25 protein-coding genes and 1 tRNA gene are annotated in these 25,226 nt (G+C 39.4%); 5 read left to right on the forward strand and 21 right to left on the reverse strand.

Features of this window, described 5'->3' with window-relative positions; translation table 11 throughout:
- The 3 genes from JWR23_RS08050 to JWR23_RS08060 all read right to left on the reverse strand — a co-directional run.
- Positions 1-2,239, reverse strand: a 2,239-nt coding sequence (locus JWR23_RS08050; protein WP_299515150.1) for an efflux RND transporter permease subunit, incomplete at its 3' end; no start/stop codon positions are given.
- Between the two features lie 6 nt (positions 2,240-2,245).
- Entirely contained in the window at positions 2,246-3,331 is a 1,086-nt protein-coding gene (locus tag JWR23_RS08055) for an efflux RND transporter periplasmic adaptor subunit (RefSeq protein WP_299515151.1), read from the reverse strand.
- 6 nt (positions 3,332-3,337) lie between these two features.
- Entirely contained in the window at positions 3,338-3,805 is a 468-nt protein-coding gene (locus JWR23_RS08060) for a MarR family transcriptional regulator (RefSeq protein WP_299515152.1), read from the reverse strand.
- Between the two features lie 118 nt (positions 3,806-3,923).
- Here JWR23_RS08060 and JWR23_RS08065 point away from each other — a divergent pair, with 118 nt between their 5' ends.
- Positions 3,924-5,726, forward strand: a complete 1,803-nt coding sequence (locus JWR23_RS08065; RefSeq protein WP_299515153.1) for a M61 family metallopeptidase — start codon at positions 3,924-3,926, stop codon at positions 5,724-5,726.
- Positions 5,727-5,841: 115 nt separating this feature from the next.
- Here JWR23_RS08065 and JWR23_RS08070 read toward each other — a convergent pair whose 3' ends face one another.
- From JWR23_RS08070 to JWR23_RS08135, 14 genes are all read right to left on the reverse strand, one after another.
- Positions 5,842-5,997, reverse strand: a complete 156-nt coding sequence (locus JWR23_RS08070) for a lmo0937 family membrane protein (protein ID WP_299502023.1) — start codon at positions 5,995-5,997, stop codon at positions 5,842-5,844.
- A gap of 73 nt (positions 5,998-6,070) precedes the next feature.
- Entirely contained in the window at positions 6,071-6,613 is a 543-nt protein-coding gene (locus JWR23_RS08075) for a ferritin-like domain-containing protein (RefSeq protein WP_299515154.1), read from the reverse strand.
- Between the two features lie 179 nt (positions 6,614-6,792).
- Positions 6,793-7,563 (reverse strand): Ku protein, encoded by a 771-nt coding sequence (locus JWR23_RS08080; RefSeq protein ID WP_299515156.1) that lies wholly within the window; start codon positions 7,561-7,563, stop codon positions 6,793-6,795.
- A gap of 144 nt (positions 7,564-7,707) precedes the next feature.
- Complete coding sequence (locus JWR23_RS08085) at positions 7,708-8,460, reverse strand: DUF6515 family protein (RefSeq protein WP_299515158.1); 753 nt, start codon at positions 8,458-8,460, stop codon at positions 7,708-7,710.
- A 153-nt stretch (positions 8,461-8,613) separates the two neighbouring features.
- Positions 8,614-9,936 (reverse strand): cell wall metabolism sensor histidine kinase WalK, encoded by a 1,323-nt coding sequence (locus tag JWR23_RS08090; protein ID WP_299515160.1) that lies wholly within the window; start codon positions 9,934-9,936, stop codon positions 8,614-8,616.
- Between the two features lie 2 nt (positions 9,937-9,938).
- Positions 9,939-10,622 carry a response regulator transcription factor gene (locus JWR23_RS08095; RefSeq protein ID WP_299515162.1) on the reverse strand — a complete coding sequence of 228 codons (684 nt, stop codon included), beginning with the start codon at positions 10,620-10,622 and terminating at the stop codon, positions 9,939-9,941.
- Positions 10,623-10,629: 7 nt separating this feature from the next.
- A complete protein-coding gene (locus JWR23_RS08100) occupies positions 10,630-11,508 on the reverse strand; it encodes a hypothetical protein (protein WP_299515164.1) in 879 nt (292 codons plus the stop codon).
- Positions 11,509-11,532: 24 nt separating this feature from the next.
- Complete coding sequence (locus tag JWR23_RS08105) at positions 11,533-11,865, reverse strand: hypothetical protein (protein ID WP_299515166.1); 333 nt, start codon at positions 11,863-11,865, stop codon at positions 11,533-11,535.
- A gap of 182 nt (positions 11,866-12,047) precedes the next feature.
- Positions 12,048-12,911, reverse strand: coding sequence for an FAD:protein FMN transferase (locus JWR23_RS08110; RefSeq protein ID WP_299515168.1), 864 nt, complete (start codon positions 12,909-12,911; stop codon positions 12,048-12,050).
- Positions 12,912-13,243: 332 nt separating this feature from the next.
- A complete protein-coding gene (gene prfA, locus JWR23_RS08115) occupies positions 13,244-14,317 on the reverse strand; it encodes a peptide chain release factor 1 (RefSeq protein WP_299515170.1) in 1,074 nt (357 codons plus the stop codon).
- A 161-nt stretch (positions 14,318-14,478) separates the two neighbouring features.
- Complete coding sequence (locus JWR23_RS08120) at positions 14,479-15,246, reverse strand: UDP-2,3-diacylglucosamine diphosphatase (RefSeq protein ID WP_299515172.1); 768 nt, start codon at positions 15,244-15,246, stop codon at positions 14,479-14,481.
- Positions 15,247-15,419: 173 nt separating this feature from the next.
- Positions 15,420-16,034 (reverse strand): hypothetical protein, encoded by a 615-nt coding sequence (locus JWR23_RS08125; RefSeq protein ID WP_299515173.1) that lies wholly within the window; start codon positions 16,032-16,034, stop codon positions 15,420-15,422.
- 202 nt (positions 16,035-16,236) lie between these two features.
- The gene (locus JWR23_RS08130; protein WP_299515175.1) at positions 16,237-17,988 is read right to left on the reverse strand and encodes a S41 family peptidase; all 1,752 of its coding nucleotides are present in this window, start codon (positions 17,986-17,988) and stop codon (positions 16,237-16,239) included.
- A 60-nt stretch (positions 17,989-18,048) separates the two neighbouring features.
- Positions 18,049-18,264, reverse strand: a complete 216-nt coding sequence (locus JWR23_RS08135) for a hypothetical protein (RefSeq protein ID WP_299515177.1) — start codon at positions 18,262-18,264, stop codon at positions 18,049-18,051.
- A gap of 132 nt (positions 18,265-18,396) precedes the next feature.
- Between JWR23_RS08135 and JWR23_RS08140 the strand changes: the two genes are divergently transcribed.
- Positions 18,397-18,978 (forward strand): porin family protein, encoded by a 582-nt coding sequence (locus JWR23_RS08140; RefSeq protein ID WP_299502059.1) that lies wholly within the window; start codon positions 18,397-18,399, stop codon positions 18,976-18,978.
- Positions 18,979-19,811: 833 nt separating this feature from the next.
- Here JWR23_RS08140 and JWR23_RS08145 read toward each other — a convergent pair.
- A tRNA-Asp gene (locus JWR23_RS08145) sits at positions 19,812-19,923 on the reverse strand.
- A 164-nt stretch (positions 19,924-20,087) separates the two neighbouring features.
- On the opposite strand from JWR23_RS08145, the gene JWR23_RS08150 reads away from it, so the two are divergent.
- Positions 20,088-20,564 carry an Lrp/AsnC ligand binding domain-containing protein gene (locus tag JWR23_RS08150; protein ID WP_299502064.1) on the forward strand — a complete coding sequence of 159 codons (477 nt, stop codon included), beginning with the start codon at positions 20,088-20,090 and terminating at the stop codon, positions 20,562-20,564.
- 330 nt (positions 20,565-20,894) lie between these two features.
- Here JWR23_RS08150 and JWR23_RS08155 read toward each other — a convergent pair whose 3' ends face one another.
- Positions 20,895-21,224 (reverse strand): hypothetical protein, encoded by a 330-nt coding sequence (locus JWR23_RS08155; RefSeq protein ID WP_299515178.1) that lies wholly within the window; start codon positions 21,222-21,224, stop codon positions 20,895-20,897.
- A gap of 27 nt (positions 21,225-21,251) precedes the next feature.
- Positions 21,252-22,769: a glutamate--tRNA ligase gene (gltX, locus tag JWR23_RS08160; protein ID WP_299515180.1), complete on the reverse strand. Its 1,518-nt coding sequence runs from the start codon at positions 22,767-22,769 to the stop codon at positions 21,252-21,254.
- 280 nt (positions 22,770-23,049) lie between these two features.
- Between gltX and JWR23_RS08165 the strand changes: the two genes are divergently transcribed.
- Complete coding sequence (locus tag JWR23_RS08165; protein WP_299515470.1) at positions 23,050-24,261, forward strand: HAMP domain-containing sensor histidine kinase; 1,212 nt, start codon at positions 23,050-23,052, stop codon at positions 24,259-24,261.
- Positions 24,251-24,763, forward strand: a complete 513-nt coding sequence (locus JWR23_RS08170) for a DinB family protein (protein ID WP_299515181.1) — start codon at positions 24,251-24,253, stop codon at positions 24,761-24,763. Before JWR23_RS08165 ends, JWR23_RS08170 begins: the two co-directional genes overlap by 11 nt.
- 66 nt (positions 24,764-24,829) lie before the next feature.
- On the opposite strand, the gene JWR23_RS08175 is transcribed toward JWR23_RS08170, so the two are convergent.
- Positions 24,830-25,192, reverse strand: coding sequence for a DUF6249 domain-containing protein (locus JWR23_RS08175; protein ID WP_299515183.1), 363 nt, complete (start codon positions 25,190-25,192; stop codon positions 24,830-24,832).
- Between the last annotated feature and the right edge of the window lie 34 nt (positions 25,193-25,226).

Here is a 25,226-nt window from a genome sequence, read left to right on the forward strand (position 1 = left end):
AATATGCTAAACGCCCGGCGCTATAATACAATTGCAGCGCCTGCGCAATATCTGATACCGATACCCCCATATCACGTGCCCTGTCCCTATCGGTAATTACTCTTAACTCTGGTTTAGTAAATTTTAAATTAACATCCGTGTTTTGGAAAACCGGGCTCTTTGAAACCTCGGCAAAAAAGTCAGGTAATACTTTACGTATCTTTTCAAAGTCCTGGTTTTGTATAACAAATTGTACCGGTAATGAAGTACGCGCACCACTACCGCCACCACTTATAGTTTGCTCTTGTACCACAATAGCTCTTGCATCCGGGAAACGGCTCAGTTTTTTATTCAGGAAATCAGCTATTTCTTGTTGACTGCGCTGGCGTTGATCTGGCGGAACCAATCCAATACGGCCAAAACCATTGTTAACAGCACCACCGCCGCCACCACCGCCGGCAGCAACAAACTCCAGGTTTACATTTGCTTCGGGTATGGAATCATCAACCAGGTTGGCAATGTTGTCCATATATTTGGTCATGAACTCGTACGATGCACCTTCTGAGCCGGTTACCGAGTAACGCAGTAAGCTACGATCATCCAACGGCGCTAACTCCGAAGGGATAAATTTAGACAGGATAGCAATAATGGCTACCGATACTACCAATATAACTATTGATACCCACCTGTGTTTCATGAACTTAACAAGGGTCTCTGTATAAGAGTTGGTCATGTTCTCAAAAAACGGTTCGGTCCTTTCGTAGAATTTAGATTTCTTTGAATTCTTCCTTATCAGCTTAACATTTAACATGGGTGTTAATGAAAGAGATACAAAAGCCGATATTAATACCGCCCCTGCTACCACCACCGCAAACTCGCGGAACAACCGGCCCGTAAAGCCTTGTAAAAATACGATAGGTAAAAACACCGCCGCCAGCGTAACCGAAGTTGATACAACCGCGAAAAATATTTCTGCCGATCCTTCAAAAGCTGCTTTTCGGATAGCCATACCCTGTTCTACCTTTTTATATATATTTTCTGTAACTACAATACCATCATCAACCACCAGCCCGGTGGCAAGTACAATACCCAGCAGCGTTAATATATTGATAGAGAAACCAAAAACATACATGATAAAGAAGGCCCCTATTAATGATACCGGGATATCAATTAATGGGCGGAACGCTATAAGCCAATCCCTAAAGAACAGGTAAATAATAATTACCACCAGTATGAAGGATACTGCCAGGGTCTCTTCCACTTCACTAATAGACTGATTAATAAACTTGGTATTATCCAACGCTACTTTTACGTGTATATCTGCCGGCAAATCCTTTTGTATTTGTGCCAGCCTTACATAAAAATCTTTAGCTATTTGTACATAATTGGCCCCTGGCTGCGGCACAATAGCCAAAGCTACCTGCGGTATGCCCGAATCTTTAAAAGCTGTCTCCTCATTGGCCGATCCTAATACAGCGTAACCCACATCGCTTAAATGGATAACCCGGTTGCTATCTGCACGAATAATTAAATTGTTAAAGTCTTTTTCGGTAGATAATTTACCTATCGCCCTAATAATAACTTCGGTGTTGTTACCTTCAATCTTACCGGCAGGTAACTCTACGTTCTCAATATTTAAGGCGTTAGAAATATCAGTAGCTGTTAAACCTAATGATGATAGCTTACCCGGATCTATCCATAAACGCATAGCATACTGGCGCTGTCCCTGTACATTGATAGCACTAACACCAGATATGGTTTGTAAACCTTCCTGCAAAACGTTTTCGGCATAGTCATCAACCTGTGTAATATTACGGGTATCGCTGCTTACGGTAAGTGTAATAATATTATCGGCACTGGCATCGGCCTTGGTAACTACCGGCGGGGCGTTAATGTCCTGCGGTAATTGGCGCTGTGCCTGGCCCACTTTATCGCGCACGTCATTAGCCGCTGTTTCCAGGTCGGCATCAAGGTTAAACTCAACAGTGATCTGGCTGCTGCCTACAGAGCTTGTAGATGATATATTACGTATACCAGGTACGCCATTAATTGCTTTTTCTAACGGCTCGGTAATTTGCGATTCTATTACATCAGAGTTTGCACCGGAATAACTTGTGCTAACGGTAATAATAGGCGGATCGACCGAAGGAAAATCACGAATACCTAAAAAATTGTATCCTATGACACCAAATACCACTATTACAACGGATAACACCGTTGCCAGTACCGGCCTTTTTATACTAACTGACGATAAACTCATTGCAGCTTATTTAATTACTTTAATAATTTTTACAGGAGCTTTAGGGCGCAGCTGGATAATGCCCGATACGATCAAACTATCACCCGGCTTTAAACCGCTTATTACCTGTATCCTGGTATCGGTACGCAAATCTGTTTTTACCATCTTAGCTGTAGCCTGGCCATTATGAACTACATATACCTTACTGCTTTTTAAATCGGGTATAACGCACTCTGTTGGTACCATTATAGTTTTAGGTATTTGATCTAACGCTAAATTTATTTTGGCAAAGCCACCCGCTGTAAGCAAGCCCTTAGGATTTGGTGCTTTTGCCCGCACCGTAATGGTACGCGAGTTTAGATCAATAGATGGCTCAATAGCATATACGGATGCTTTAAAATTATCTCTTGAACTTTCAACATCGAAAGTAATTTTTCCGCCTATATTAATTAAAGGCAAATACCTTTCGGGAACAGAAAAAGTAACTTTAGCCGGGTCGATATTTACCAGTGATGCTATGGCCGTATTAGGCGAAAGATAACCGCCCGGACTAACATTACGCAAACCAATTGTGCCAGAGAATGGCGCCCTAATTTCGGTTTTGGCTATTTGTGCCTTAACCACATCACTTTGCGCCCTCAACGTATTTAACGAGGTGAGCGAAGTATCATATTCCTGTTGGCTTATTGCTTCTTTTTGCAATAATATTTTGTTGCGGTATTCATTTTGTTTTGCCAATGCTATCTGGTAATCGTTTTGTTTTAATGATGCTACCAGATCCTGATTGTATACTTTAACCAATAACTGGCCTTTTTTTACTCTGCTGCCTTCTGTAAAGTATATGCCGGTTATGTTACCCGCTGTTTCGCTTATCAAATTTACCTTTTCGTTGGCGTCAATACTGCCGGTTATATCAATGGTGTTATTTAAAGATGTGTCTTTAACAATCATTACCTTAACAGGTACGGGGCCGCCCCTACCGCCTTTTTTGCCGCCTTTACTCCCGGCAACTGCTGCTGCATTTGCCTTGGCATGGTCACTAAAAAACTTGTTGTAAATTAAAAAGGCGATAAGCAACGCCAGCAGAGTGTATATAATATATTTTGTTTTCATATTATACTAATTGTTAGATAAGGTGGTGTTAGTTTGTTTTATTGAAAACTGACTTAAGTTGTTTTTCATTTTATGTAATACGCTTTCAAATATCTCCATATCATGATCAGATATATCGTGCGCGGCACTACTGTTCATTAATTCAAATGCCTCAATTATTTGAGGTACTGCTTTTTTAGCTTTTTCTGTTACCCGTAATAAATGCTGCCTTCTGTCGGCAGGGTTAACTTCTCTATAAACAAATCCCTTCTCGGTAAGTGTATCAATAACGGTTACTATTATAGATTTATCCTTGCCCAACTTTTCTGCTAATGCTTTTTGCGTAAGCTCGCCATCATAAAAACATATTACCGTTAATGCGTAATAAAAACGGTTCATATCTAAATGTTCCATATGGGCACCCAGTACACCTAAATAGGCCCTTCCCAAAACCAATAGCTTACGCGATATAGGTTCAATTAGCTTCACTTTCATAATTAGGTTATAAAAGTAATTAGTTACAAAACTTAATAGTTGCATGTATCAACCATTTTACAACAACTTTATGTTAATTTGATCTCCTGGCAAATAGTTAAATTTTATACATTGCACCATGAATAAAACTCAATTAACAGTTATTTTTTCTTTAATACTTTTCTTTATGGGCACCTCCATTAGTAATGCTGCAGTAAATGCGCACATAACTTATATTGTAACTTTCCCGGAGGCACAAGCGCATTATGCTGATATAGAGTTGAATATTAGCGAATTAAACCAACCCACCCTGGACCTTAAAATGCCGGTTTGGACACCCGGATCATACCTGGTACGCGAGTTTGCACGCAACATTGAAACAATAAGCGCTGTTGCTAATGACAAAGAACTGTACCTGCAAAAGGTTAGAAAAAACATATGGCACTTAAATACAGCGGGATTATCCACAGTAACCATAAAGTACCGGGTTTATGCTTTTGAAATTTCTGTACGTACCAGTTTTATTGATGATTCGCACGCGTTCCTGTCATCACCGGATATGTTCATTTACCCGGCTAACATGCTGCATTCGCCATCAACTATCCATATTGTACCCTATAAAGGATGGACCACAGTATCTACCAGTTTAGAAAAAGTTAACGGCGATACGTTTACACGATATTCGCCTGATTATGATATTTTGTTCGATTCGCCTATTGAAATAGGCACACAGGATGTGTTTGGCTTTACGGCAAGCGGCGGTAACTATGAAGTTGCTATGGTTGGCGGCGGTAAATATGATAAGGAACGCCTTAAAAAAGATATGCCCAAAATTGTAGAAGAGGAAACCGCCATATTTGGTGAAAATCCTAACAAGCACTACACCTTTATTGTACATAATGCATTAAAAGGAGGAGGGGGTTTAGAGCATTTAAGCTCGACAACGCTTGGTGCATCAAGGGATGCCTATGCCACCGAAGCAGGTTATCAAAATTTTTTAAGTTTGGCCGCGCATGAGCATTTTCATTTATGGAACGTTAAACGTTTGCGCCCTATAGCGCTCGGTCCGTTTGATTATGATAACGAAAATTATACCACCAACCTTTGGATAGCCGAGGGTTTTACCGCCTACTACCAGGATATTATTGTAAGGCGCACACAGCTTTATGGCCCCGAAAATTACTTAGGCAGCTTAGCCGAAAATATTAATCAACAGGAAAATTTGCCCGGTACCCGGGTGCAGGCATTGTCTGAGTCGAGCTTTGACGCGTGGATAAAGGCTTACAGGCCAAATGAAAATTCGGCTAACAGTACTATCTCCTATTACACCAAGGGCGCGTTGGTGGGTATGTTCATGGACCTGGAAATTATTAATGATACCAAAGGAAAAAGCTCATTAGACGATGTGATGAAATACATGTATAATGAATATTACAAGGTAAAAAAACGCGGCTATACCGATGCTGAGTTTAAGCAGGCTGTTGAGAAATTTGCCGGAAAGAACCTGGACGATTTTTATGCAAAATACATTAATGGCTTAACCCAGATGGACTATAACGGCTATTTAGGCTACGCCGGCTATAAATTAACTGATGCACTGGCCGCAAATAATGATCCTGCCCTTGGCATAACTACCGTTGCAGGTATTAGTAAAATAATTGTTTCGAGCGTAGTGCGGGGTGGCTCGGCATGGGTTAGCGGCATTAATGTTAATGATGAGGTAACCGCTATTGACGGCGCAGTATTAACTACCACAACCGGTGTACTTGCCGATAAAAAACCGGGCGATAAAATTCATGTAACCGTTATACGTGATGGCTTAACGCTAAACATACCGGTAACCTTGTTGAAAAACAACCGCGTGAAATATAAAATTGAAGAACTGCCAAATGCTACTTCAGAACAATTGGTTGTGAGGAAGAAATGGTTATCGCTTAAATAACGACACTTATTATATAAATACGCGTCATGCTTAGACGGCTCAAAGATGACAGCGCTCTTTAAGCCAAAGAGGCTCCCTGATATCAGGAAGCCTCTTTGGCTTTTCTAATCTGTTATTAGAGTGTTGTTGGTCTTCTTATTAGTCCTAATAATAACGCAATAACTGCAATTACCAGCAATACATGGATTATACCACCTGCCGAATAAAGGAAGAAACCTAACGCCCATCCTATTACCAGGATAACCGCTATGATATACAATAGTGAATTCATAATCTGTTTTTTTAATTAATGTTTTCATAGATATATCTATATAATATCCATTGGTTATTAAATGTTTTAGCAATTATACTTTTTCGGTACTGGCAGACAGGTTGATACCGCTTGTGGCTATATCTGTTAACATGCTGTCTGCATTCTTTTCTTCTTTTAAAGTTGCTTCCAGTAATTCCACGGCATCATCATAACCTAATACGCCAGCCAGTGTTCTTAATGTTCCGTACGAAGCAATTTCGTAATGCTCAATTTTTTGAGTGGCCGATATAATGCCTGCATCGCGGGTTAGGCTGCCTGTTTCTGTTTCTTCAACGATTTCGTTGCCTTCTTTTAATAAGCCAACCATTGCTTCGCATTTTACAGCCACTGCGTTTTCGTCTATCAAACTAAACACATCTTCTAAACGAGTAATATGGTTATCAGTTTCGGTTTTGTGGTTTTCAATTGCGGTACGCAATTCGGCAGAAGTAGCAGCTTTTGCCATTTTAGGCAATGCTTTTGCCAAATTCTTTTCGGCCCAGTAAATGTCCTTTAATTCATCAACGAACAGTTCATTTAATGCTGATTCTTGTACCTCTGTTGTTTGTTTGGGTGTTTTTGCTTTAGTTGCCATAGCTCATGTTTTTAAGTTTATATATTTAATGAATACAAACACAATGCCACTGCTTGCTTGCTAACTAATTTAATTTATTAATTTAAAACTAAAAAACAAATGTGTATCAATATAATGAAGTAGGGTCTTCCTTGCGATATGGTGTTTGCTTTTTCAAACACCTTGTATTAATAATTATTTCAGGCACCTTTTTTGGTCTTTAAACTTTCCATCAATTGATCATACAGATCAGTACCGGTAGCTTTATGCGGCTTTAGTTTTTTAACTGTAGCGCGTTTACCTTTTGATTTGGCCTTAATAATATCAAGCAGCGCACTGTTGTACTCATCCTTAAATTTCGACACATCAAATTTTTCGGCATACTGATCTATAAGGGCCAGGCCCATATCTAGTTCTTTTTTGCTGATGGTCATATCCCCGGCTACATTCAAATCATCTGTATCACGTATCTGCTGCTCAAAACGGATACGGGTAACTACCAGTATATTTTTAACCGGGTGCACAATACAAAGGCTCTCGGTATTGCGCAATACAAAACGGGCCAGGCCGGCTTTCTTTGATTTTACCAGCGCCTGCAACAATAGTCCGTAAGCTTTATTATTCTTGGTATCCGGCTCGGTGTAGTAGGATGTTTCGTAAAACATGGGGTTAACGTCGGCAACATTTACAAAGCTTTCTATGGTAATGACCTTGTTTTTTTCGGGAGCGGCATCTTCAAAGTCATGCTCATCCATTATTACATATTCATCATCAATTTTGTATCCCTTTACAATTTTATCATAAGGCACTTCTTTATGGGTATGCTCGTTTACGCGTTGGTAGCGGATACGTGAGTGGTCGCGGCTATCCAGCATATCAAAATCAAGCGCGCTGGTTTGCACTGCCGAATATAACTTAACAGGGATATTTACCAAGCCAAACCCAATTGAACCTTTCCAGATAGATCTCATAGCTAATGGTTTTATATAAACTATAACTACTAAAAGGGGTAAACGGTTTTAGCTACACTCTAAATCCCCCGGCCTTTGGAAAGGGACTTGTATAAAAAAAGCCAACTGTTAACAGTCGGCTTTAATTTCACAGGTATGCTAATATTAATTACCATCCGGAACACTTGCTATACGATAAGCGGTGTTTCCATCCTTGTCTGTTATTATTTCATAATAAATATCATCAGGCGATACGTAGTATTTTTTACCATTTAGGGATACCCTGCGGCTGTTATCAGGTATTTGGTTTACCACATCGCCAACTTGTGGCGCCTGGGCTGCTGTAGCGTTATCAGCATTATCACCATCGGTATTTAACACACCGTCTTTACCTGCTACAACAAATACATTTTCGCCTTTATCATTAACAATGGCTTTATAATAAACACCATTATATTCATAAAATTGCTGGTTATCTATCATGATAGCTTTTGCTCCTTTTGGCAATTTTGGTACCGCTGCACCTACCGGCGGTGCAGTAACTATATAACCACCATCATCATACGGGCGATAAAATGTACCATCGGCATAATAATATAATGATGAGCCCATATAGAACGGATAATATCCAAAAGGCAGGGCACCTAAATAAAAACCTAATGATGGGTATCCGTAAAAACCTAAGCCCAGGCCGAAACCGCTTCTATAGCCCGACCGATATCCCATGTTAAAACCGCTACGGCCAAAACCGCTGCCAAAGCTAACACCACCACGAAAGCTACCACCACCGCCGCGGCTAAAACTGCCGCCGCCGCCGGCATGTGCACCGCCACGCTGAGCATCAGCATTTAACACTATCATCATTGAAAACGCTCCGGTTAACAGTAATCCCGAGGCATATTTATATAACTTTTTCATATTACTTAAAAAACATTAACAGATTTTTGTGCTATAAAGTGTGTGTATCAAAAACTTTTACTTTTATTAATATTGGTTAGACTATTTACTGTTAAGGGGGTTTAATTGAAATGGAAAAATATTTTAATAAAACATTTACCGATCTGCTTGATTTTAAATCAACTCTTTAGGGAAAGTTAATTTAAAATTACTGCCCACACCCTGCACAGAATCTACCTCTATTGTTATATGATGAAACGCGGCTATTGATTTTACAATAGGCAGCCCCAGACCAAAACTATCCTGCTGCATAGATTGCCTGAATTTTTTAAACCTGTTAAATATAAAAGGCATTGCATCAGCACTAATGCCAATACCGGTATCTGTTATATTAACTACTAATGTGTTTTCATTTTCTGCAGCAATTATTATTTCGCCATCTTCCTTATTATATTTTATCGCGTTATTTACCAGGTTAAAAAACAAATTGAATATCAAAAATTTGTTAACGTTTACAAGGATAATATCCTGTGGAATTACAATATCAAAAGTCAGGTTCTTTTCGGGCAGGCGAATAGATATTTCATCATAAACCTCCTGCAGCAATTCTTGCAATGATATTTTATCTTCTTTTAAAAACTGTTCATTTTCAATTTGCGAGATGAGCAGCAGGGTTTTGGTAATACTTTTTAACCGGTTGAGTATTTTTTGCATTTCCAGCAAACGCAGTTTTGTATCATCAGCAATATCATCCCGCTCAAACATGTTCTCTATTTTTGATTGAAGGATTGATATTGGGGTCATCAATTCGTGCGATGCATTTGAAATAAACTCGCGCTCTTTTTGAAAAGTGGCCTCAATGGTCTCGATCATTTGATGGATACTGATATCCAGGTACTGAAAATCTGACGTACTGGTTTTAACTTCCTCGTATGAGCCAAAGTTTGGGAATTTATGGCCTATCAGCTTGGTTTTAATGATCAACCCCAATGGTTTTAATACACGGTTTGTGTAAAACAGATCGGCCAGTATGGTTAACAGTATCATGCCCACTAATACTGCAAAAGCAATATTTTGCAATGGGGTACTTGTTTCGTCAAGGGTGGATACGCTTTTACCAATCTCCAGCAAGTAGTTCTGACCGTTAATTTTAAAAGTATGGCTTAGTATACGGTATTCTATAGTGTCGCGCTCAACTAACCGCTTTTCATTTTTAATAGTGTCTAAAAAATATTGGGGGACAGCCTCTTCAATGGTTAAGTATTCTTCTTTAACCGGTAAATAATAGCTGCCGTATTTTTCCCCGTCGGGTATGTAATTTTTTATCCCCTGTGTTTTAACTATTTGCAGGAACTTGTTTTTTTGTTTGATGAGATTATTGTCGACATAGTTATGGCTTATCCATTTTATTAAAACCGGTACCAGCAATACAAAAAGCACCACAATTACCAATTTCGATATGGCATTAAATAGCGTAAGTTTTGTTTTTAGTTTCAATACTAAGCGTTCATCTTAATTTTATAACCAAGGCCACGCACCGTTTCCAGCCAATCGGGCGGTGCATAAATGTTTAATTTTTTACGAATATTTTTAATATGCGCGTCTATATAATTCGAGTCGTAATCATCATTAATTATGCTGCCCCAAATGTGCTCACTTAATTGTGTACGTGTAAGCGTACGGTTTTTATGCAAAATTAAGTAGGCTATCAGATCAAACTCCTTTTTTGTAATGGTATTTACTACATTCTCGTGGTGAGTAATTACCCTATCGGTAAGGTTTATTAAAAAATCGCCCAGCTCAACAATGCTTTGTTTTAAACCAAATTTGCGGCGAATTATTGCCTGCATGCGGCTCTGCAATTCTAATAATGAAAATGGTTTGGCCAAATAATCATCGGCGCCCAGGTCAAGGCCCCGTACACGGTCATAAACTTCGGCGCGCGCGGTTAAAATTATACAGGCAGCGTCCGGATTATTTTTCTTGGCTTCTTTAAGCAGGTCAAGGCCATCATAATCTGGCAGGCCCAGGTCTATTAAAATAAAATCGTACAGGTTTATAGCTATTTTCTCTGATGCAGAGTTACCGTTGTAGCATACTTCGGTAATGTAGTTATGGTTGGTAAGGAATATTTCCAGTTCGTGTGCTAATGCTTCTTCATCTTCAATAATCAACACATTCATATTTCTCTCAATAAAAAAGGTAGTAAAATGTTAAGTTATAAAAAGATTCGTGCTTGTTTTGCAAAGCCCCCTCCACGTTAACCGGTATAGAATACTTGTACGAAAACTCAAAGGTATAATGCGGCCTGTTATAAGCTATGGGCAGCTTAAAACTATAATTAAGCACATCAAAACGGCCATTATCACGGCTGTAAGGGGCATTCGGGCCAAACAGGTATTGAATATCATTTAACCCCTCCTGATGGTCTAAAGAATATTTCTGCACAAAATTTTGCGTGCCAAAAATTGCACTCACTGCCGGGGTAAATGTTAAATAATCTTTATCATCAAAAACATTCCACTTACTTTCAAAGTATTTGGATTCGGTAAGGGTTATAAAGAAATCGCTTGATTTACCAAACAGATAATCCAATATTACGGTTGATTTAAATGGCTTAAAATCGTACGAGTTTTTCCAGTTAATATCGTTTGATGTGGCCGATTCAATTATCCGTTCTTCTTTATTAAATATAAAGCGGTTATAGCTTATCGATCCGGAGAATTTTTTTGATGGGCGATATAAATACCCGCCGCCCAGGTCCACCTCGTCAACAAAGGTGCGGTAACCCAATAATCTTAATGCCGACCCATAAATAAAGAAGCCGGCCTTAGTATTATATACTACATCGGTTGATAAAAATGGATAGCTAATTGGCCCCGTGCGGCCAAAAAATAATGCATCGCTGCCATAGCTTATACCAACAGAAAGTGATTTTTTCCGGATAATGGTATCTGTATCAACAACAATATGATTATCTGCACTATTGGCAACAAAATGCCCGGCAGCCACGGCCCCATGTACCAGATTACATAAAATTAGAAAAAGCAGTATACGAAAATATTTCATTTAATATAAGCTATTATTTACAGGTTAATTGCCATTTCTTCTTGGTATTTCCGGCGGACGCTCCAAGCCTTCGGGCCGGCGCTGCCTTTTAGGTTTAGTTTTTAAATCCGGCGCGATATCTATTACTTCTATTTTTTCGGGTTTTGCTTGCCGTTTAGCTTTTGATATTTCCTTTATTTTCTTTTTATCTTCTTCCTGTCTTTGTTTTTTTGTGGTGTCTTTTTGCATTTGGGCAACTAAAACAAACCGCAAAGCATGGCCCGTAACAGGATCATTATAGCTGGTTCTTGTTTTAGCAGATGATAAGCCCGGTGCAAATATCAACAACAATATAATATACACAAGCCGCTTTATCATTGAGAAAGGGAAATTTGTAGTTTTTTTTTCAAATATCAGTCAATTTAAGATACTACCGGGGTGTGGCGGTTCTAATTTAGAATATTGTATTTAAATTTTATAATTAAAAAAGGGATATTGAAGGGTTAACAACAATATCCCGGCATCGGCATAAAAAGTTATAATTTAATAGCTACCGGTAGTTATGCGATATTGATACTTTTTGAAGGATATAAGCGGTTATGATCGTCAATTATTACACAACCTATTTGGTTTAGTTGGTTTATTAAATATAAACCCGCATTAACACCTATAGTCATTACAGGGGTAGCCATGGCGTCAGCAAATTCGGCAGTTGGGCTTAATATACTTACGCTTTTAATTTCGCTTACTGTAAATCCGTTTTTACGTTTAACGGTATTTAGCTTTTTATCATTTATGGTAGCATATTTTTCGGCATTAACTGATGTAGCAACCGCCATATTGCTAATATCCATATCAGCAAATGGCTGAGTTTGCTGGCGCGGATCAGCAGCGGCAACTGTCCATGGCCCCATATCCGGTTGCAAGCCCCAGGTAAGTAAATCGCCACCGGCATTAATAACACCGTGGCTTACGCCTTCTAATTGTAATATATATTTAGCCCTATCGGCAGCGTAACCTTTACTATTGGCACCAAAGCCAATACGCATACCTTTTTCTTTTAAAAATACGGTGGTTGCTGTTGCATCAAGCTGCACATCTTTGTAGTTAACTACGGTGTAAGATGCAATTGCTGTATGACTATCCGTATCAGCGTTTTTACCGGCAGAGTAGTAAGTAATATCAAATGCACCATAGGTCAACTCAGATATTTGCAGCGAGCGATCTATCAGCTTAAAAATTTCGGCGCTAACTTTTACCGGTTTTATACCCGCGTTACGGTTAATGGCATTTATTTCGCTATCCTCGCTAAATGTACTTAGCAATTTTTCAACCCGGTTAATTTCGGCTATGGCACTGTTTATTTTTTCGCCGGCCCAAACAGGGTCATTACCAACTACACTAATTTCAAACTTGTTTCCCATCAAGCGTACTTCACGTCTGTAAATTGTGGAGCTATTTGCTAATACCTTTTTTAGAGCCAGCATAATGTTATATTTAGCTATTAATATTAATACTTTGCGAACGCTTTATTAGTTGCCTTGCAGCAATAAATAAAATGCGCCTATATTAAAAGCTAAAGTAGCGGGGCTTTATGAAAATAGGATGAAAAGCGATATGTAATATGTGTAAAAGAATGTGCAGATATGCGGATGTGCAAATATGCAGATGAAGGGATTAGGTATCAAAAATGCAGATATACGCATGAAATTAAATCATTCGCACATCTGCATATACGCACATTTGCATATCTCTCTTACGCTACTGTTCCCTCTTTTAACTTTTCGGCATTTTCTGCAAACTGCAGTGCCTCCATTATTTCTTGTATACCACCATTCATTACTTCTGATAAGTTATATATGGTTAAGCCTATACGATGTTCTGTTAAGCGCCCCTGTGGGTAATTGTAGGTACGCACCTTGGCCGAGCGATCGCCGGTTGCAACCATGGTTTTGCGTTTTTTAGATGCTTCTTCCAGGTGCTTTTGCAGCTCCAGTTCATACACTCTTGAACGCAATACTGCTAATGCTTTATCGTAATTTTTCAACTGCGATTTTTGGTCCTGGCATTGTGCAACCAAACCGGTAGGTAAGTGTGTTAACCTAACGGCCGAATAAGTTGTATTTACCGATTGCCCGCCCGGCCCTGATGAACAAAACAGGTCTTTACGGATATCACTTACATTTAGCACAATATCAAATTCATCAACTTCGGGCAATACCACTACTGATGCCGCTGATGTATGCACACGGCCCTGCGTTTCAGTATCGGGCACACGTTGTACACGGTGCACACCCGACTCGTATTTTAGCGTTCCGTAAGCATCCTCGGCATTAACATTGAAAACAATTTCTTTATAACCGCCGGCGGTGCCTTCAGTATAGTCAACCAGTTCGGTTTTCCAGCCGCGTTTTTCGCAATAGCGCATGTACATCCGGTAAAGATCGCCGGCAAATATGGATGCTTCGTCACCGCCGGTACCGCCACGTATCTCAACAATGGCATTCTTAGAATCTTCCGGATCTTTAGGGATCAGCATTAAACGTATATACTCTTCTTTTTCTTCTTGCTGAACTAATAGTTCATCCAGTTCAGACTTCGCCATTTCGCGAAATTCCTCATCTTTTTCGGTAGCTAATATATCCTTGTTAGTATCAATATTGCTCATGATGTTGCGGTAGATGTTATACTCTTCAACAATCTTGGCCAGATCTTTATATTCTTTATTCAACCGGGCAAAACGCTTCATATCAGCCATTGCATCAGGGCTGCTTAATTCAGCTTCTACGTCTTTCCAACGTTGATATATTAATTCTAATTTTTCTAACATATTCTATTTATTCATCGGGCCATATAAACGGCCTGCTCAAAAAGCGCACAAAAATACGGTTTTTTGAGGAGAAAGATTAAAGGTAAAAGGCGAAAGGTAATACAAAGTGCTAATTTGGAAGAAAATGACTTTCAGCTTAAGCAAGCTGAACCTTTCGCCTTTTACCTCTCGGCTTTTACCTCTCCTTCAAAATAGTGCAGGCTCAATTCTTCCCCATCAAACACCGCATACGTATTATAATTTACCCATTCGCCTAAATTAATGTAGCGGCTTTGTTCATTTAGTTGCAGGTCCGTTGGTATATGGCGGTGACCAAATATAAGGTAGCTATAAAAATTATTTTTTAATAACCCGCGGCTGTAAACTACCAGCCACTCTTGCTGCATATTTTTACGTTGCTCATTGCTTTCGCCGGCAATACGGCTTTGGCTTGACCAATAATTGGCTATACCCACCCCAAGGTTAGGATGAATACGTGCAAACAACCACTGGCATATTTTACTGCGGAATATTTTTTTCAAAACCTTATACATAGCATCGCCCGGCCCTAAGCCGTCGCCATGATGCAGGTAAAATTTTTTGCCGTTTCGTTCTATTTCCAGCTCATCGCTAATAATGGTAGCGCCAAGTTCCTGCACAAAGTAATCAAACATCCACATATCATGATTGCCTTTAAACAGGTATAGTTTTACGCCGGCATCGGCCAATTCTGCCAGTTTACCTAAAAACCTGATGTAGCCTTTAGGCACAACCGTTTTATACTCGAACCAAAAATCAAAAATATCGCCCATTAAAAAAACCTCGGCAGCATCGGCTTTTATCATGTCCAGCCAGCGCACTAAGCGATTCTCACGCTCACGGCTTTCGGCATAGCTGCCTGTACCTAAATGAAAATCTGATGCGAAATAAAGTTTATTACCTATGGCCATGCTGCATCAAAAGTACGTTATAGCGGCGAAAGGTAAAAGGATAAAGGTGAAAGGTTTTTATACGCGTTGCAGGCGGTTGCAAGATGTTGCAAGGTGTTGCGCAACACCTGCAACCAACAAAAAAGGCCCTTCATTTCTGAAGAGCCTGTTACTATTATGGTATTTATATAATATTAATGATCGCCGTGATCTTGTTTATCATGACCATTTCCATGACCGCGATTATCCTGTCCACGGTTATCTTGACCGCGATTATCCTGTCCACGGTTACCTTGTCCGCGATTATCCTGTCCGCGATTACCTTGTCCGCGATTATCCTGTCCATAACCATTGTTTCCACGATCGCCGGGGCCACGACCGTTATTGCCACGGTCGCCGTTCCAATGGTTACGGTATTTTTCGTCACGGCTTTCGCGAATTATTGGCTGATCGTGACGGCCCCTATAACCTGCATATCTTGTTCTGTAAACTGTATTACGTTCCCATGGGTTACGTTCGTTAACTACCACTTTGTATCCATGGTACAGATCATAATTAGCATATCTTGGAGGTAAAGCACCTGAACGTATCCATACGTTGTTTTGATAATATACGTATTGATGGTTTGGCACATCATAGTAAGAGTCAATATCAGGCACGTAATAATAACTGGCATGGTCATAACCAACCGGACCCCAATCAGGCTGGCTGCCTATATTGAATCCTAAGCTTATACGTAATTGCGCATCGGCTGTTTTGTACATTGAGCATCCAACTATTATGGCTGCTGCTAAGATCATCTTTTTCATAATTTAGTATTTTGGAAGTAAGACAATTATAATTGCTAAAAGTTTAGTTTATTTTGCTTGAACCGCTGATTAATAAGATTTATTGATGCGGCAGATAATCAATCATAATAATCACCTAATCAATAAATCGGCAGTTCAGACAAAAAAAAGCGATAGGTAACACCCATCGCTCTCTTGATTCTTAAACTCCTGATTTTTAATTTTATTGGTCGCTCTTAGTATCTTTTTCCTTAGCGTCGGTCTTTTTATCAGGCATGGCAGCCAGTACCGGTTTACCTATTATCTTATATGCACCATCACCTTTTAATATGGCAGCTATCTGATTTTTATCCTGCATAGTTTTTACGGCCCGGGCCAATTCAATATCATACTTAAAATTAGCTTCATAGCGGCCCTTGTCATAATAATAGCGCGATGCTATTTCAATTTCGAGCGCTTGCTTTATTTCGGCTTTATGTATTTGCAGGTCGTTTTTCTTACTATTTAACAATTTGCTTTTTAACACATCATATTCTGTTTGTATCTGGTCAAATTGCTTTTCTTTAGTGGCTTCGGTTTTCAAAGCATCCAATACTTTTTCTGATGTGGTATTGTAAGTATAATTTTTATCAGCCAGATATTTTACAAAATCATCATATTCTGCATCTGATAATTTGAATGCGCGCGGGTCGGCCATTTTTACATGTGCCGCACGATATTTGGTAGCATAATCAAATAGTAATAATTTACCTATTAATGTTTGGGTAACGTTTGCAAACTTTTCGGGCTTAATAAAAATATCCGGGTATATGCCACTGCCATCATAAACAGAGCGGCCATTGCGGGTTTTAAACTCGTGCATTAATGAATCGGCAAACTTAACTACGCTGCCATCATCTTTACGGTGCGCATAATCTATTTCCTGTATGCAACGGCCAGAAGGAACATAGTATTTAGCAATAGTGATCTTTACCAAACTGTTATAAGCTAAGGGGAATGTTTGCTGTACAAGCCCTTTACCATAGCTGCGCTGGCCGATAATTATGGCGCGATCAAGATCTTGTAACGCGCCGGCAACGATCTCTGAAGCCGAGGCCGAGCGGGCATTTGTTAATACTACCAATGGCAAATCAGGAGCCAATGGCGCCGCTACTGTTTTATAAGTATAATTTTTCTCGCGTATTTTTCCTTTTTGCGATACTACTTCAACATCCTTTTGCACAAACAGGTTAACAATTTTTACCGCTTCCTGCAGGATACCCCCGCCGTTTGAGCGCAGATCTAATATAATACCGTTAGGGTTATTCTTTTTCAGATCAACCAGGGCACTGGTAACTTCGTCTGCCGAGTTTTCTAAGAAACGGTCCAGCTTGATGTAGCCCATATTGCCATCAACCATACCGTGGTATGATACGTTGGGTTGTTTAATTTCATCGCGCACTAAGTCCTTTTCAACATCTTTGGCATCGCCATCACGCTTTACCAATAGTTTTACAACAGCACCCTTTGATCCTTTTAGCAGCGCGCTAACCTGGTCGCTATTTTTACCGTCGAGTACTATATCATTAATTTTTTCTATCTGGTCGCCTGGGCGGATATCTGCTTTTTGTGCCGGGAAGCCCTCAAACACGCCCGATACATATACTTTATTATTGCGCGAAAAAATGCTTGCGCCAATACCGCCGTATTGCGTGCTTACATAATGCAGCTTATAATCTTCAATTTCCGATTCGGGGACAAACTCTGTATATGGATCCAAACCGTCCAGCATGGCATCAGCTCCGGCTTTTATCATTTTGGCCGAGTTGATATCATCAACATAGTTAATGTTTACCTCTTTATATAATGACGCAAATACTTCCAGGTTTTTTGATATCTGGAACAGATCATCGCTAAAACTCCATATACACAATGCCAGTACCACTAAACCGCCTGATAACAGCAATTTTCCCCTTTTCAATACACCCTTTTTCATCAAATTCATCTTAATAAATATAAAGCTACAAAAAACTGCTTATAAAAGAGTTAACTCCTTTTATAAACGATTATTGTCAATATTTACCAAAGCTTTTTTCAAAGTAAATACAACATACTCGCGATTGCGGTTAACCAGCCGCATTAAATTAGTTATCAGGGTATCTTCCTGGCCCTCGGTATAATTTAATTGCTCATCTGTTAAATGGTTATATTTTCTTTGCACCTTAATTTTCACCCGCTCCCACTCTTTGTTGGTCATGCTTATTTCTGCCATAATAAAATATTTTCAACAAAAATATAAAAAATACCATGCAGGCCATTGTAAAATTTTGGTACAGCTATTGTTAAACCATTACTGGTGGTTTAAATAAAACTCATCAAATTTTATAAATCTAAATTAAACGCTATGAAAAAGTATGTATTAAGCGCAGTATTGCTAATAGCTGTAAGCATTAGCGCAAAAGCGCAATTTAGCCTCGGCGTTAAGGGGGGCGTAAATTATTCGAAAATTACTTCTGATAATATGCACGGATCAACAGTGGCGGGCTACCAGGCAGGTTTATTTGCCCGGTTTGGTGGCGGTTTTTATGTACAGCCAGAAGTTTATGTGAGCAGTAAAGGCGGCAAATTCGATTCGAGCGCAAATGGTACCAACTACAGCGGCGATGTTAAATTTACTACATTAAATGTTCCGCTATTATTGGGTGGCTCATTTGGCGCTAAAAATTTAAATTTCCGTATCATGGCCGGCCCTATCTATTCATACCTGATGAATAAGAATGAAAATTTTTCTGCAAACTTTAGCGGTGCCTATGCCGATTTTGGCAACTACAGAAACAGCACCCTGGGTTACCAGGCCGGTGCCGGTGTTGATATTGGCCCCATCACTGCCGATTTACGTTATGAAGGCGACCTGACCGACGTAAACAAAACCTACGGTCAGCGTCAAAAAATTTGGGCGTTAAGTGTTGGGTTTAAATTCTTTTAAGATAGCTTAAAGCGAAAAGCAGAAAGCCATTTCATCTTTATTGATGAAGTGGCTTTTTTTGTTGATAAATTTGGCGCAGCATCGGATGTGGTTGGGTAAAGTAATTTTTCTTACAGAAACTCCATCGCGCATCAATTGCGAACGATAGCGTGACAATCTCTCGTGTGCTAATCTAATAGCTACCACGTCATTGCTGTAAGGAACGAAGCAATTGTAAATTGTTGATTATCAATATAATTAAAATTGTCATCTCGAACGATAGTGAGAGATCCATACACACTCTAAACAGACGGATTGAAATGTATAGATTTCTCGCTACCGCTCGAAATGACAACGGTTTTTTTTATATAGTTTCCATTTTTTACACGTCATAACAATTTTTTTCAGGATTGACCCTGATGGGTACAGCAATGACGCGTGGGAGAATGACACTTGACGGTTGGGTTGCGCATGGCCCGCGTTAGTGATAGCAGCGGATACCGGCCCGTGGTTAAGGCCTGTGTAGTATGAGCGGACAGCACGGCCCGCAGGGAACGCCATAAATAACTACCTCACTTCAAAATTCATCATTCATTTTATTCGAGATTAAAAACAGAAGATCATACCAAGGAAAAAAAAGTCTATAAACAAGCAAAGCCCCTGATGGGCAGGGGCCTTTGCTAACCAATTATAAACCTAAATTATGAGAAGAGCTGTAGGAGAAGGGGTCGAACCTCCACAGAGTGGTTATTCTTATTGCTAAGAGTTTCCCAGGATCTCCGCCACCGCGACGAGGAGGTGTGTCTGCCAAAAATTTCACCATCCTACATTGTTTAATTCACGCCAGTGAATTGCTGTTGGGGAAGGATTCGAACCTCCACAGAGTAGTTAGCCCGCTTCGGGTTTCCTATGATCTCTACCACCGGGACGAGGAGGTGTGTCTGCCAAAAATTTCACCACCCAACATTATGTGTGTGTTATTTATTTAAAAGAACGATTAAGCTTTTAGGTCCAGTTGCTTGTTACAAACATAACAGACCTATCAATTCCTTGCAAATATTTCAACAAAAATATTTTATTTTTATTCAAATTATAATTATACTTGTATTTCAATATAGATATTAAAATTTATGTCCCACAGAAAAGCTCAAAATTTAGAAATTGATAATCTGGATATCCAGATTTTATCAATATTGATGAAAAACGCCACTACGCCGTACACAGAAATTGCTAAAGAATTGATCGTTTCCGGCGGAACAATACACGTGCGGATGAAAAAGTTGGAAGAAATGGGTGTAATTAAGGGTGCAAGTTTAGAGGTTGATCCGCAGAAATTAGGCTATGATATTACCGCTTTCCTGGGTATATTCCTGGAGAAAGGATCGCAGTATAACGAGGCCGTTAAACAGCTCAAAACCGTTAAGGAGATAGTGGAGCTGCATTATACCACTGGTAGCTGGAGTATTTTTGCAAAAATTGTATGTCATGATACTACCCATCTGCGCGAAGTATTGAATGAACAAATACAAAGCGTTAAAGGCATACAGCGCACAGAAACCTTTATATCATTAGAAGAAACCATCAGGAGACAGATTACTTTGGAGTAATTTGTACTTATACTTTATATAATAATTAGTAGAAAGCTCAGCGGTTTAAAACCGGCGAGCTTTTTTTGGTTTAAACGCTTTTGTTATGCTGAGTAACTGAGATCTTGTTTCAAATAACTTGTTTCACCAGTGCTAAAATTGGCAATTTGCAATTATTTGATTATCAAGAATAAAACTCAAAATTACACCTAAAAATACTGACGAATAAGTTGTTACATTTTGTTTCACCACTTTTTCTTAATCAACTTATAAACAATAGTTTAAGTCAAAATCTTGTTTCACTTGTTTCATTTTGTTTCACACTCGCGTGAAACAAGATCTCAAAGTCGTTTATACTAAAGCTGTCGGCTTATTAAAAATACGATGCTTAAAAAATCTCAGCATAACCGGGCAGGCAATTACCTCGGCAATTATGGATGGGATAAGAACCGGGCCCTGCATCATATTGAACGGCAGGAACCAATATTTCCAGATGAGGATGGTAAGGGCCAATGATACTACTCTTGTAGAAATTAACAGAAAGGTTAGTTTACCCCATGTCCATGGTTTGTTGTATTTAACAACTACAATTACTTGAAAAAATATACCTGCTATAAAAGCTATTGAGCCAAGATTGATAGCTATTGCTAAAAACTCAAAGAAATTAATAGTATTGTCCATAGTTGGTTTATTTTTTCAAATGTAATATTATTTGAATGCAACCAAAGCTTTCTCTACCCTATTAATCGTTTCATCTTTACCCAATAAAGCGGCAATATCAAATACATGCGGACCAAATTTACCACCCACCAGCATAATACGGAAAGGCAGCATAACATCACCCGTTTTCAATCCTTTTTCTTCGGCTAACGCTTTAAATGAGGTTTCAAGATCAGCAGCAACTAATGTTTCGACGGAGTTCAGCATGACAGCAAGCGAATTAAAAAAATCAGTTTTCTCGTCAGTCCATTTAGGTTTAACGGCATTGAGGTCATATTCCGCAGGGGTTTGAAAAAAGTAAGCAGACTGCTGGTAAAAATCAGGCAGTAAAGTACAACGATCCTTTATCAGTTCTATAACGGTTAATAAATAAGCGTCATCTTTAATAATAACGCCCTTATCCGCTAACACTTTTCTAACTTCAACCTTTAACCTTTCACCTTTAACCTTCTTTATCCACTCTGCATTGAACCATTTGGCTTTTTCAAAATCAAATTTCGCACCGGCTTTGCTTATTCGCTCTATAGAGAATTTATCAGCCAGTTCATCTATGTTAAATATTTCCCGGTCGCTGCCATCGTTCCAGCCTAAAGTTGCCAGCAGATTTACGAATGCTTCGGGCAAAAAGCCCAATTCCCGGAAACCCGGAGTAAGCTCACCGGTTTTAGCATCAAACCAATTCATGGCATAAACCGGAAAACCCAGGCGTGCGCCATCACGCTTGCTTAGCTTACCGTGGCCATCAGGTTTTAATATTAAAGGCAAATGCGCCCATTGCGGCATATTAGCCTTCCATCCCAAATAATCCCATAGCAGTAAATGCACAGGTGCGGATGGCAACCATTCTTCGCCGCGGAAAGCATGCGATATCTTCATCAAATAATCATCAACCACCACAGCTAAGTGATAAGTTGGCATGCCATCGGCCTTTAATAAAACTTTATCATCAACCTGATTAGTTTCAAAACTAACGCGGCCGCGTATCATATCAGTAAAGCTAACGGTTTGATCAGCAGGTATTTTTATGCGGATAACATGCGGGGTATGATCGGCCAGCAACTGGTCGACCTCGTGCTGCGGTAATGATAATGAATTTCGCAGTCCATCGCGGTAAACTTGCCCATATTGAAAGTTGGGTATTTCCTTACGGTTTTTATCCAGTTCTTCGGCAGTATCAAAAGCGTAATAGGCATGGCCCTGCATTACCAGCCTTTCGGCATATTCGCGGTAAATGCTTTTACGTTCGCTTTGGCGGTATGGAGCATACTGACCGGGTGTAACCGGGCTCTCATCCGGAATAATGCCACACCAGTTTAAACAGTCAATTATATAAGCTTCGGCACCTTCCACATATCGGTTTTGGTCGGTGTCTTCTACCCTTAAAATAAAATCGCCTTTATTTTTTTTGGCGAAAAGATAGTTAAATAAGGCTGTACGTACGCCTCCTAAATGTAACCCACCCGTTGGACTGGGTGCAAAACGAACTCTAACTTTTTTGTCTGACATTGTGCGCAAAGATAATTTTTTAGTCGGGAAGTTTAAATGCCGCAAAGTCCTTAAGATGTAATGTTTTATATTGAGGTAAAAGGTTAAAGGCGAAAGGTTAAAGGTTAGTTAGAAATTATAATTATAATAATGGTTTTGAAATACAGCACATAGGATAGTACTGTTTTTTTTTGCCTCCTTAGGATGTTTCCTGAAAAACCTTTTGCCTTTTACCTTTCGCCTTTAACCTTAATAAAATTATAAGATATAAACCTATTTTACGTTATTTGAAGCTGATATGATAAACGCTTACCAAAACAAGAGACGCTGGAAATACATATTGCTTGCTTTTGCCGTAATTATAGCCAGCGGCTCATTGTTTTATACAAAATACCTGGTAATAAACATTGCAAAGTCTGAGCGTACGCGCGCGCAGGTATGGGCAATGAGCATGAAACAAGTAATATCGGCCGATGATGACGACTTTTTGCCTTACGTTTTTGCGGTGCGCGATAGCTCAATAGTACCGGCAATTGTTACCGATGAAAAAGGTGATATACAAAGTGCAAAAGGCCTTGATAGTACAAAAACCTACATTCCTCCCATTCCGGATGCAATAAAAGATCAAAATGCACCTAAATATGATCCGGACTATTTTAAACACGAGCTGCAAATAATGAAAAAACAAAATGAGCCTATTAAAATACCGGTACCAAGGGGTTATTGGCTCATTTATTATAAAGAGTCTCCTCTGCTTACACAATTAAGATATTTCCCTTATGTACAGCTATCAGTAATTGCTATTTTTTTACTGGCTGCTTATACAGCTTTTAACTCTTCGCGCAAATCCGAACAGAACCAGGTTTGGGTGGGATTGGCTAAAGAAACCGCTCATCAATTGGGCACGCCCATATCATCCCTGATGGCATGGATAGAGTTAATTAAGGATAAGTTTAATGCTGAAGATGACCCGCTGATTGCCGAAATGGAAAACGACGTACAACGGCTGGAAATAGTAGCCGACAGGTTCTCTAAGATAGGCTCCAAACCAAAGCTGGAAGAACATTCTGTTTACGAGGTGGTAGAAGATTTTGTAAATTATTTTAAGATAAGGGTAAGCAATAATATTAGCTTTGAGCTAACCGGCAATAAAGACCTAAAAGCAGGTTTAAACATACCGCTGTTTGATTGGGTGGTTGAAAATTTACTCAAAAATGCCGTTAACGCCATTCAGGATAAGGGAAGCATTAAAGTAAACATAAGCACCAATAAGGTTAAAGACCAGATATTAATTGACATTACAGATACCGGCAAAGGCATACCCCGTTCAAAATTTGCCACTGTATTTCAGCCGGGTTATACTACGCGTAAGCGTGGCTGGGGCCTGGGTTTATCATTAACTAAACGTATGGTTGAAAATTACCATAACGGACAAATATTTGTGCGCGATTCTGAACTGGGTAAAGGCTCAACTTTTAGAATAATTTTAAAAAATATTAGAGATGATAAATAAACCTAAACCTGATGAATACGCGGCCTTTTATGGTAATTATATTTCTCTTGTTTGGGAAGGACCGGTTTTAAATATTTTGGAAGACCTGGCTTCAACTACCTATAAATTTTTTAGTGAGTTTACCGATGAACAGGCTAACTATGCTTATGCCGAAGGCAAATGGACCATCAAAGAAGTGCTGGGCCATATGATAGATGCCGAGCGCACCTTTGCTTACCGTATCCTGGCCTTCTCACGCGGGCAGGAAGAACTGCCTGGCTTTGATGAGAATGCGTATGTAGAGAACGCAACATTTAACAGCCGCACCATACAGGATATGGCGGCCGAGTTTAAAGCGACAAGAATAGCTAACTTATATATGCTGCGTGCATTAACGCCAGGGCAATTAAATATAACCGGTATAGCTAACGGTAGCAAAGTGTCTGTATTGGCTATAGTATATATATTGGCCGGGCACGAGCTTCACCATTTAAAAATTATAAAAGAGAGATACTTGATTTAAGGTAAAAAGGCGAAAGGTAAAAGGTGAAAGGTTTTCTCCTCCTACCTTTTACCTTTTACCTCCTGATTATTCCTCTACTTCCTTTTTTGCTTCTTTTTTCTCTATCAGGTACGATATAAATAAACCTGTACCACCAAACATGGCTATCATAGCGAAATAAACAGCCGGATTATCATTATCCCTGCTAAAATAAAGCGTTGAATCTAATATATAGGCTATAAATAAACCTAAACCTGAGCCAATTAACAACAAGCCCCAGGTAAGCACGTAATTACGGTTTATAGGCTTTCTTGAACTTCGTGGGTCCATGCCACGTTCTATCATAGCCATTCTTTCGCGGTTACTTAAATAAACAATACCAAATATCATTGCAAACATTGCAATTGGTACTAAAATCGGGATCAAAACCCCTAATACATGTGCGTCCATCTTATTTAATTTTAAAAGTTAGTTTTTTTAATTT

The sequence above is a fragment of the Mucilaginibacter sp. genome, assembly GCF_028288205.1.
Taxonomy (GTDB): Bacteria; Bacteroidota; Bacteroidia; order Sphingobacteriales; family Sphingobacteriaceae; genus Mucilaginibacter.

Excerpts from the sequence above, each read along its gene's own strand:
- JWR23_RS08055 (WP_299515151.1), bottom strand. The coding sequence starts at position 3,331 with ATGAAAACAAAATATATTATATACACTCTGCTGGCGTTGCTTATCGCC.
- JWR23_RS08060 (WP_299515152.1), bottom strand. The coding sequence starts at position 3,805 with ATGAAAGTGAAGCTAATTGAACCTATATCGCGTAAGCTATTGGTTTTG.
- JWR23_RS08065 (WP_299515153.1), top strand. The coding sequence starts at position 3,924 with ATGAATAAAACTCAATTAACAGTTATTTTTTCTTTAATACTTTTCTTT.
- JWR23_RS08070 (WP_299502023.1), bottom strand. The coding sequence starts at position 5,997 with ATGAATTCACTATTGTATATCATAGCGGTTATCCTGGTAATAGGATGG.
- JWR23_RS08075 (WP_299515154.1), bottom strand. The coding sequence starts at position 6,613 with ATGGCAACTAAAGCAAAAACACCCAAACAAACAACAGAGGTACAAGAA.
- JWR23_RS08080 (WP_299515156.1), bottom strand. The coding sequence starts at position 7,563 with ATGAGATCTATCTGGAAAGGTTCAATTGGGTTTGGCTTGGTAAATATC.
- JWR23_RS08085 (WP_299515158.1), bottom strand. The coding sequence starts at position 8,460 with ATGAAAAAGTTATATAAATATGCCTCGGGATTACTGTTAACCGGAGCG.
- JWR23_RS08095 (WP_299515162.1), bottom strand. The coding sequence starts at position 10,622 with ATGAATGTGTTGATTATTGAAGATGAAGAAGCATTAGCACACGAACTG.
- JWR23_RS08100 (WP_299515164.1), bottom strand. The coding sequence starts at position 11,508 with ATGAAATATTTTCGTATACTGCTTTTTCTAATTTTATGTAATCTGGTA.
- JWR23_RS08105 (WP_299515166.1), bottom strand. The coding sequence starts at position 11,865 with ATGATAAAGCGGCTTGTGTATATTATATTGTTGTTGATATTTGCACCG.
- JWR23_RS08110 (WP_299515168.1), bottom strand. The coding sequence starts at position 12,911 with ATGGGAAACAAGTTTGAAATTAGTGTAGTTGGTAATGACCCTGTTTGG.
- prfA (WP_299515170.1), bottom strand. The coding sequence starts at position 14,317 with ATGTTAGAAAAATTAGAATTAATATATCAACGTTGGAAAGACGTAGAA.
- JWR23_RS08120 (WP_299515172.1), bottom strand. The coding sequence starts at position 15,246 with ATGGCCATAGGTAATAAACTTTATTTCGCATCAGATTTTCATTTAGGT.
- JWR23_RS08125 (WP_299515173.1), bottom strand. The coding sequence starts at position 16,034 with ATGAAAAAGATGATCTTAGCAGCAGCCATAATAGTTGGATGCTCAATG.
- JWR23_RS08130 (WP_299515175.1), bottom strand. The coding sequence starts at position 17,988 with ATGAAAAAGGGTGTATTGAAAAGGGGAAAATTGCTGTTATCAGGCGGT.
- JWR23_RS08135 (WP_299515177.1), bottom strand. The coding sequence starts at position 18,264 with ATGGCAGAAATAAGCATGACCAACAAAGAGTGGGAGCGGGTGAAAATT.
- JWR23_RS08140 (WP_299502059.1), top strand. The coding sequence starts at position 18,397 with ATGAAAAAGTATGTATTAAGCGCAGTATTGCTAATAGCTGTAAGCATT.
- JWR23_RS08150 (WP_299502064.1), top strand. The coding sequence starts at position 20,088 with ATGTCCCACAGAAAAGCTCAAAATTTAGAAATTGATAATCTGGATATC.
- JWR23_RS08155 (WP_299515178.1), bottom strand. The coding sequence starts at position 21,224 with ATGGACAATACTATTAATTTCTTTGAGTTTTTAGCAATAGCTATCAAT.
- gltX (WP_299515180.1), bottom strand. The coding sequence starts at position 22,769 with ATGTCAGACAAAAAAGTTAGAGTTCGTTTTGCACCCAGTCCAACGGGT.
- JWR23_RS08170 (WP_299515181.1), top strand. The coding sequence starts at position 24,251 with ATGATAAATAAACCTAAACCTGATGAATACGCGGCCTTTTATGGTAAT.
- JWR23_RS08175 (WP_299515183.1), bottom strand. The coding sequence starts at position 25,192 with ATGGACGCACATGTATTAGGGGTTTTGATCCCGATTTTAGTACCAATT.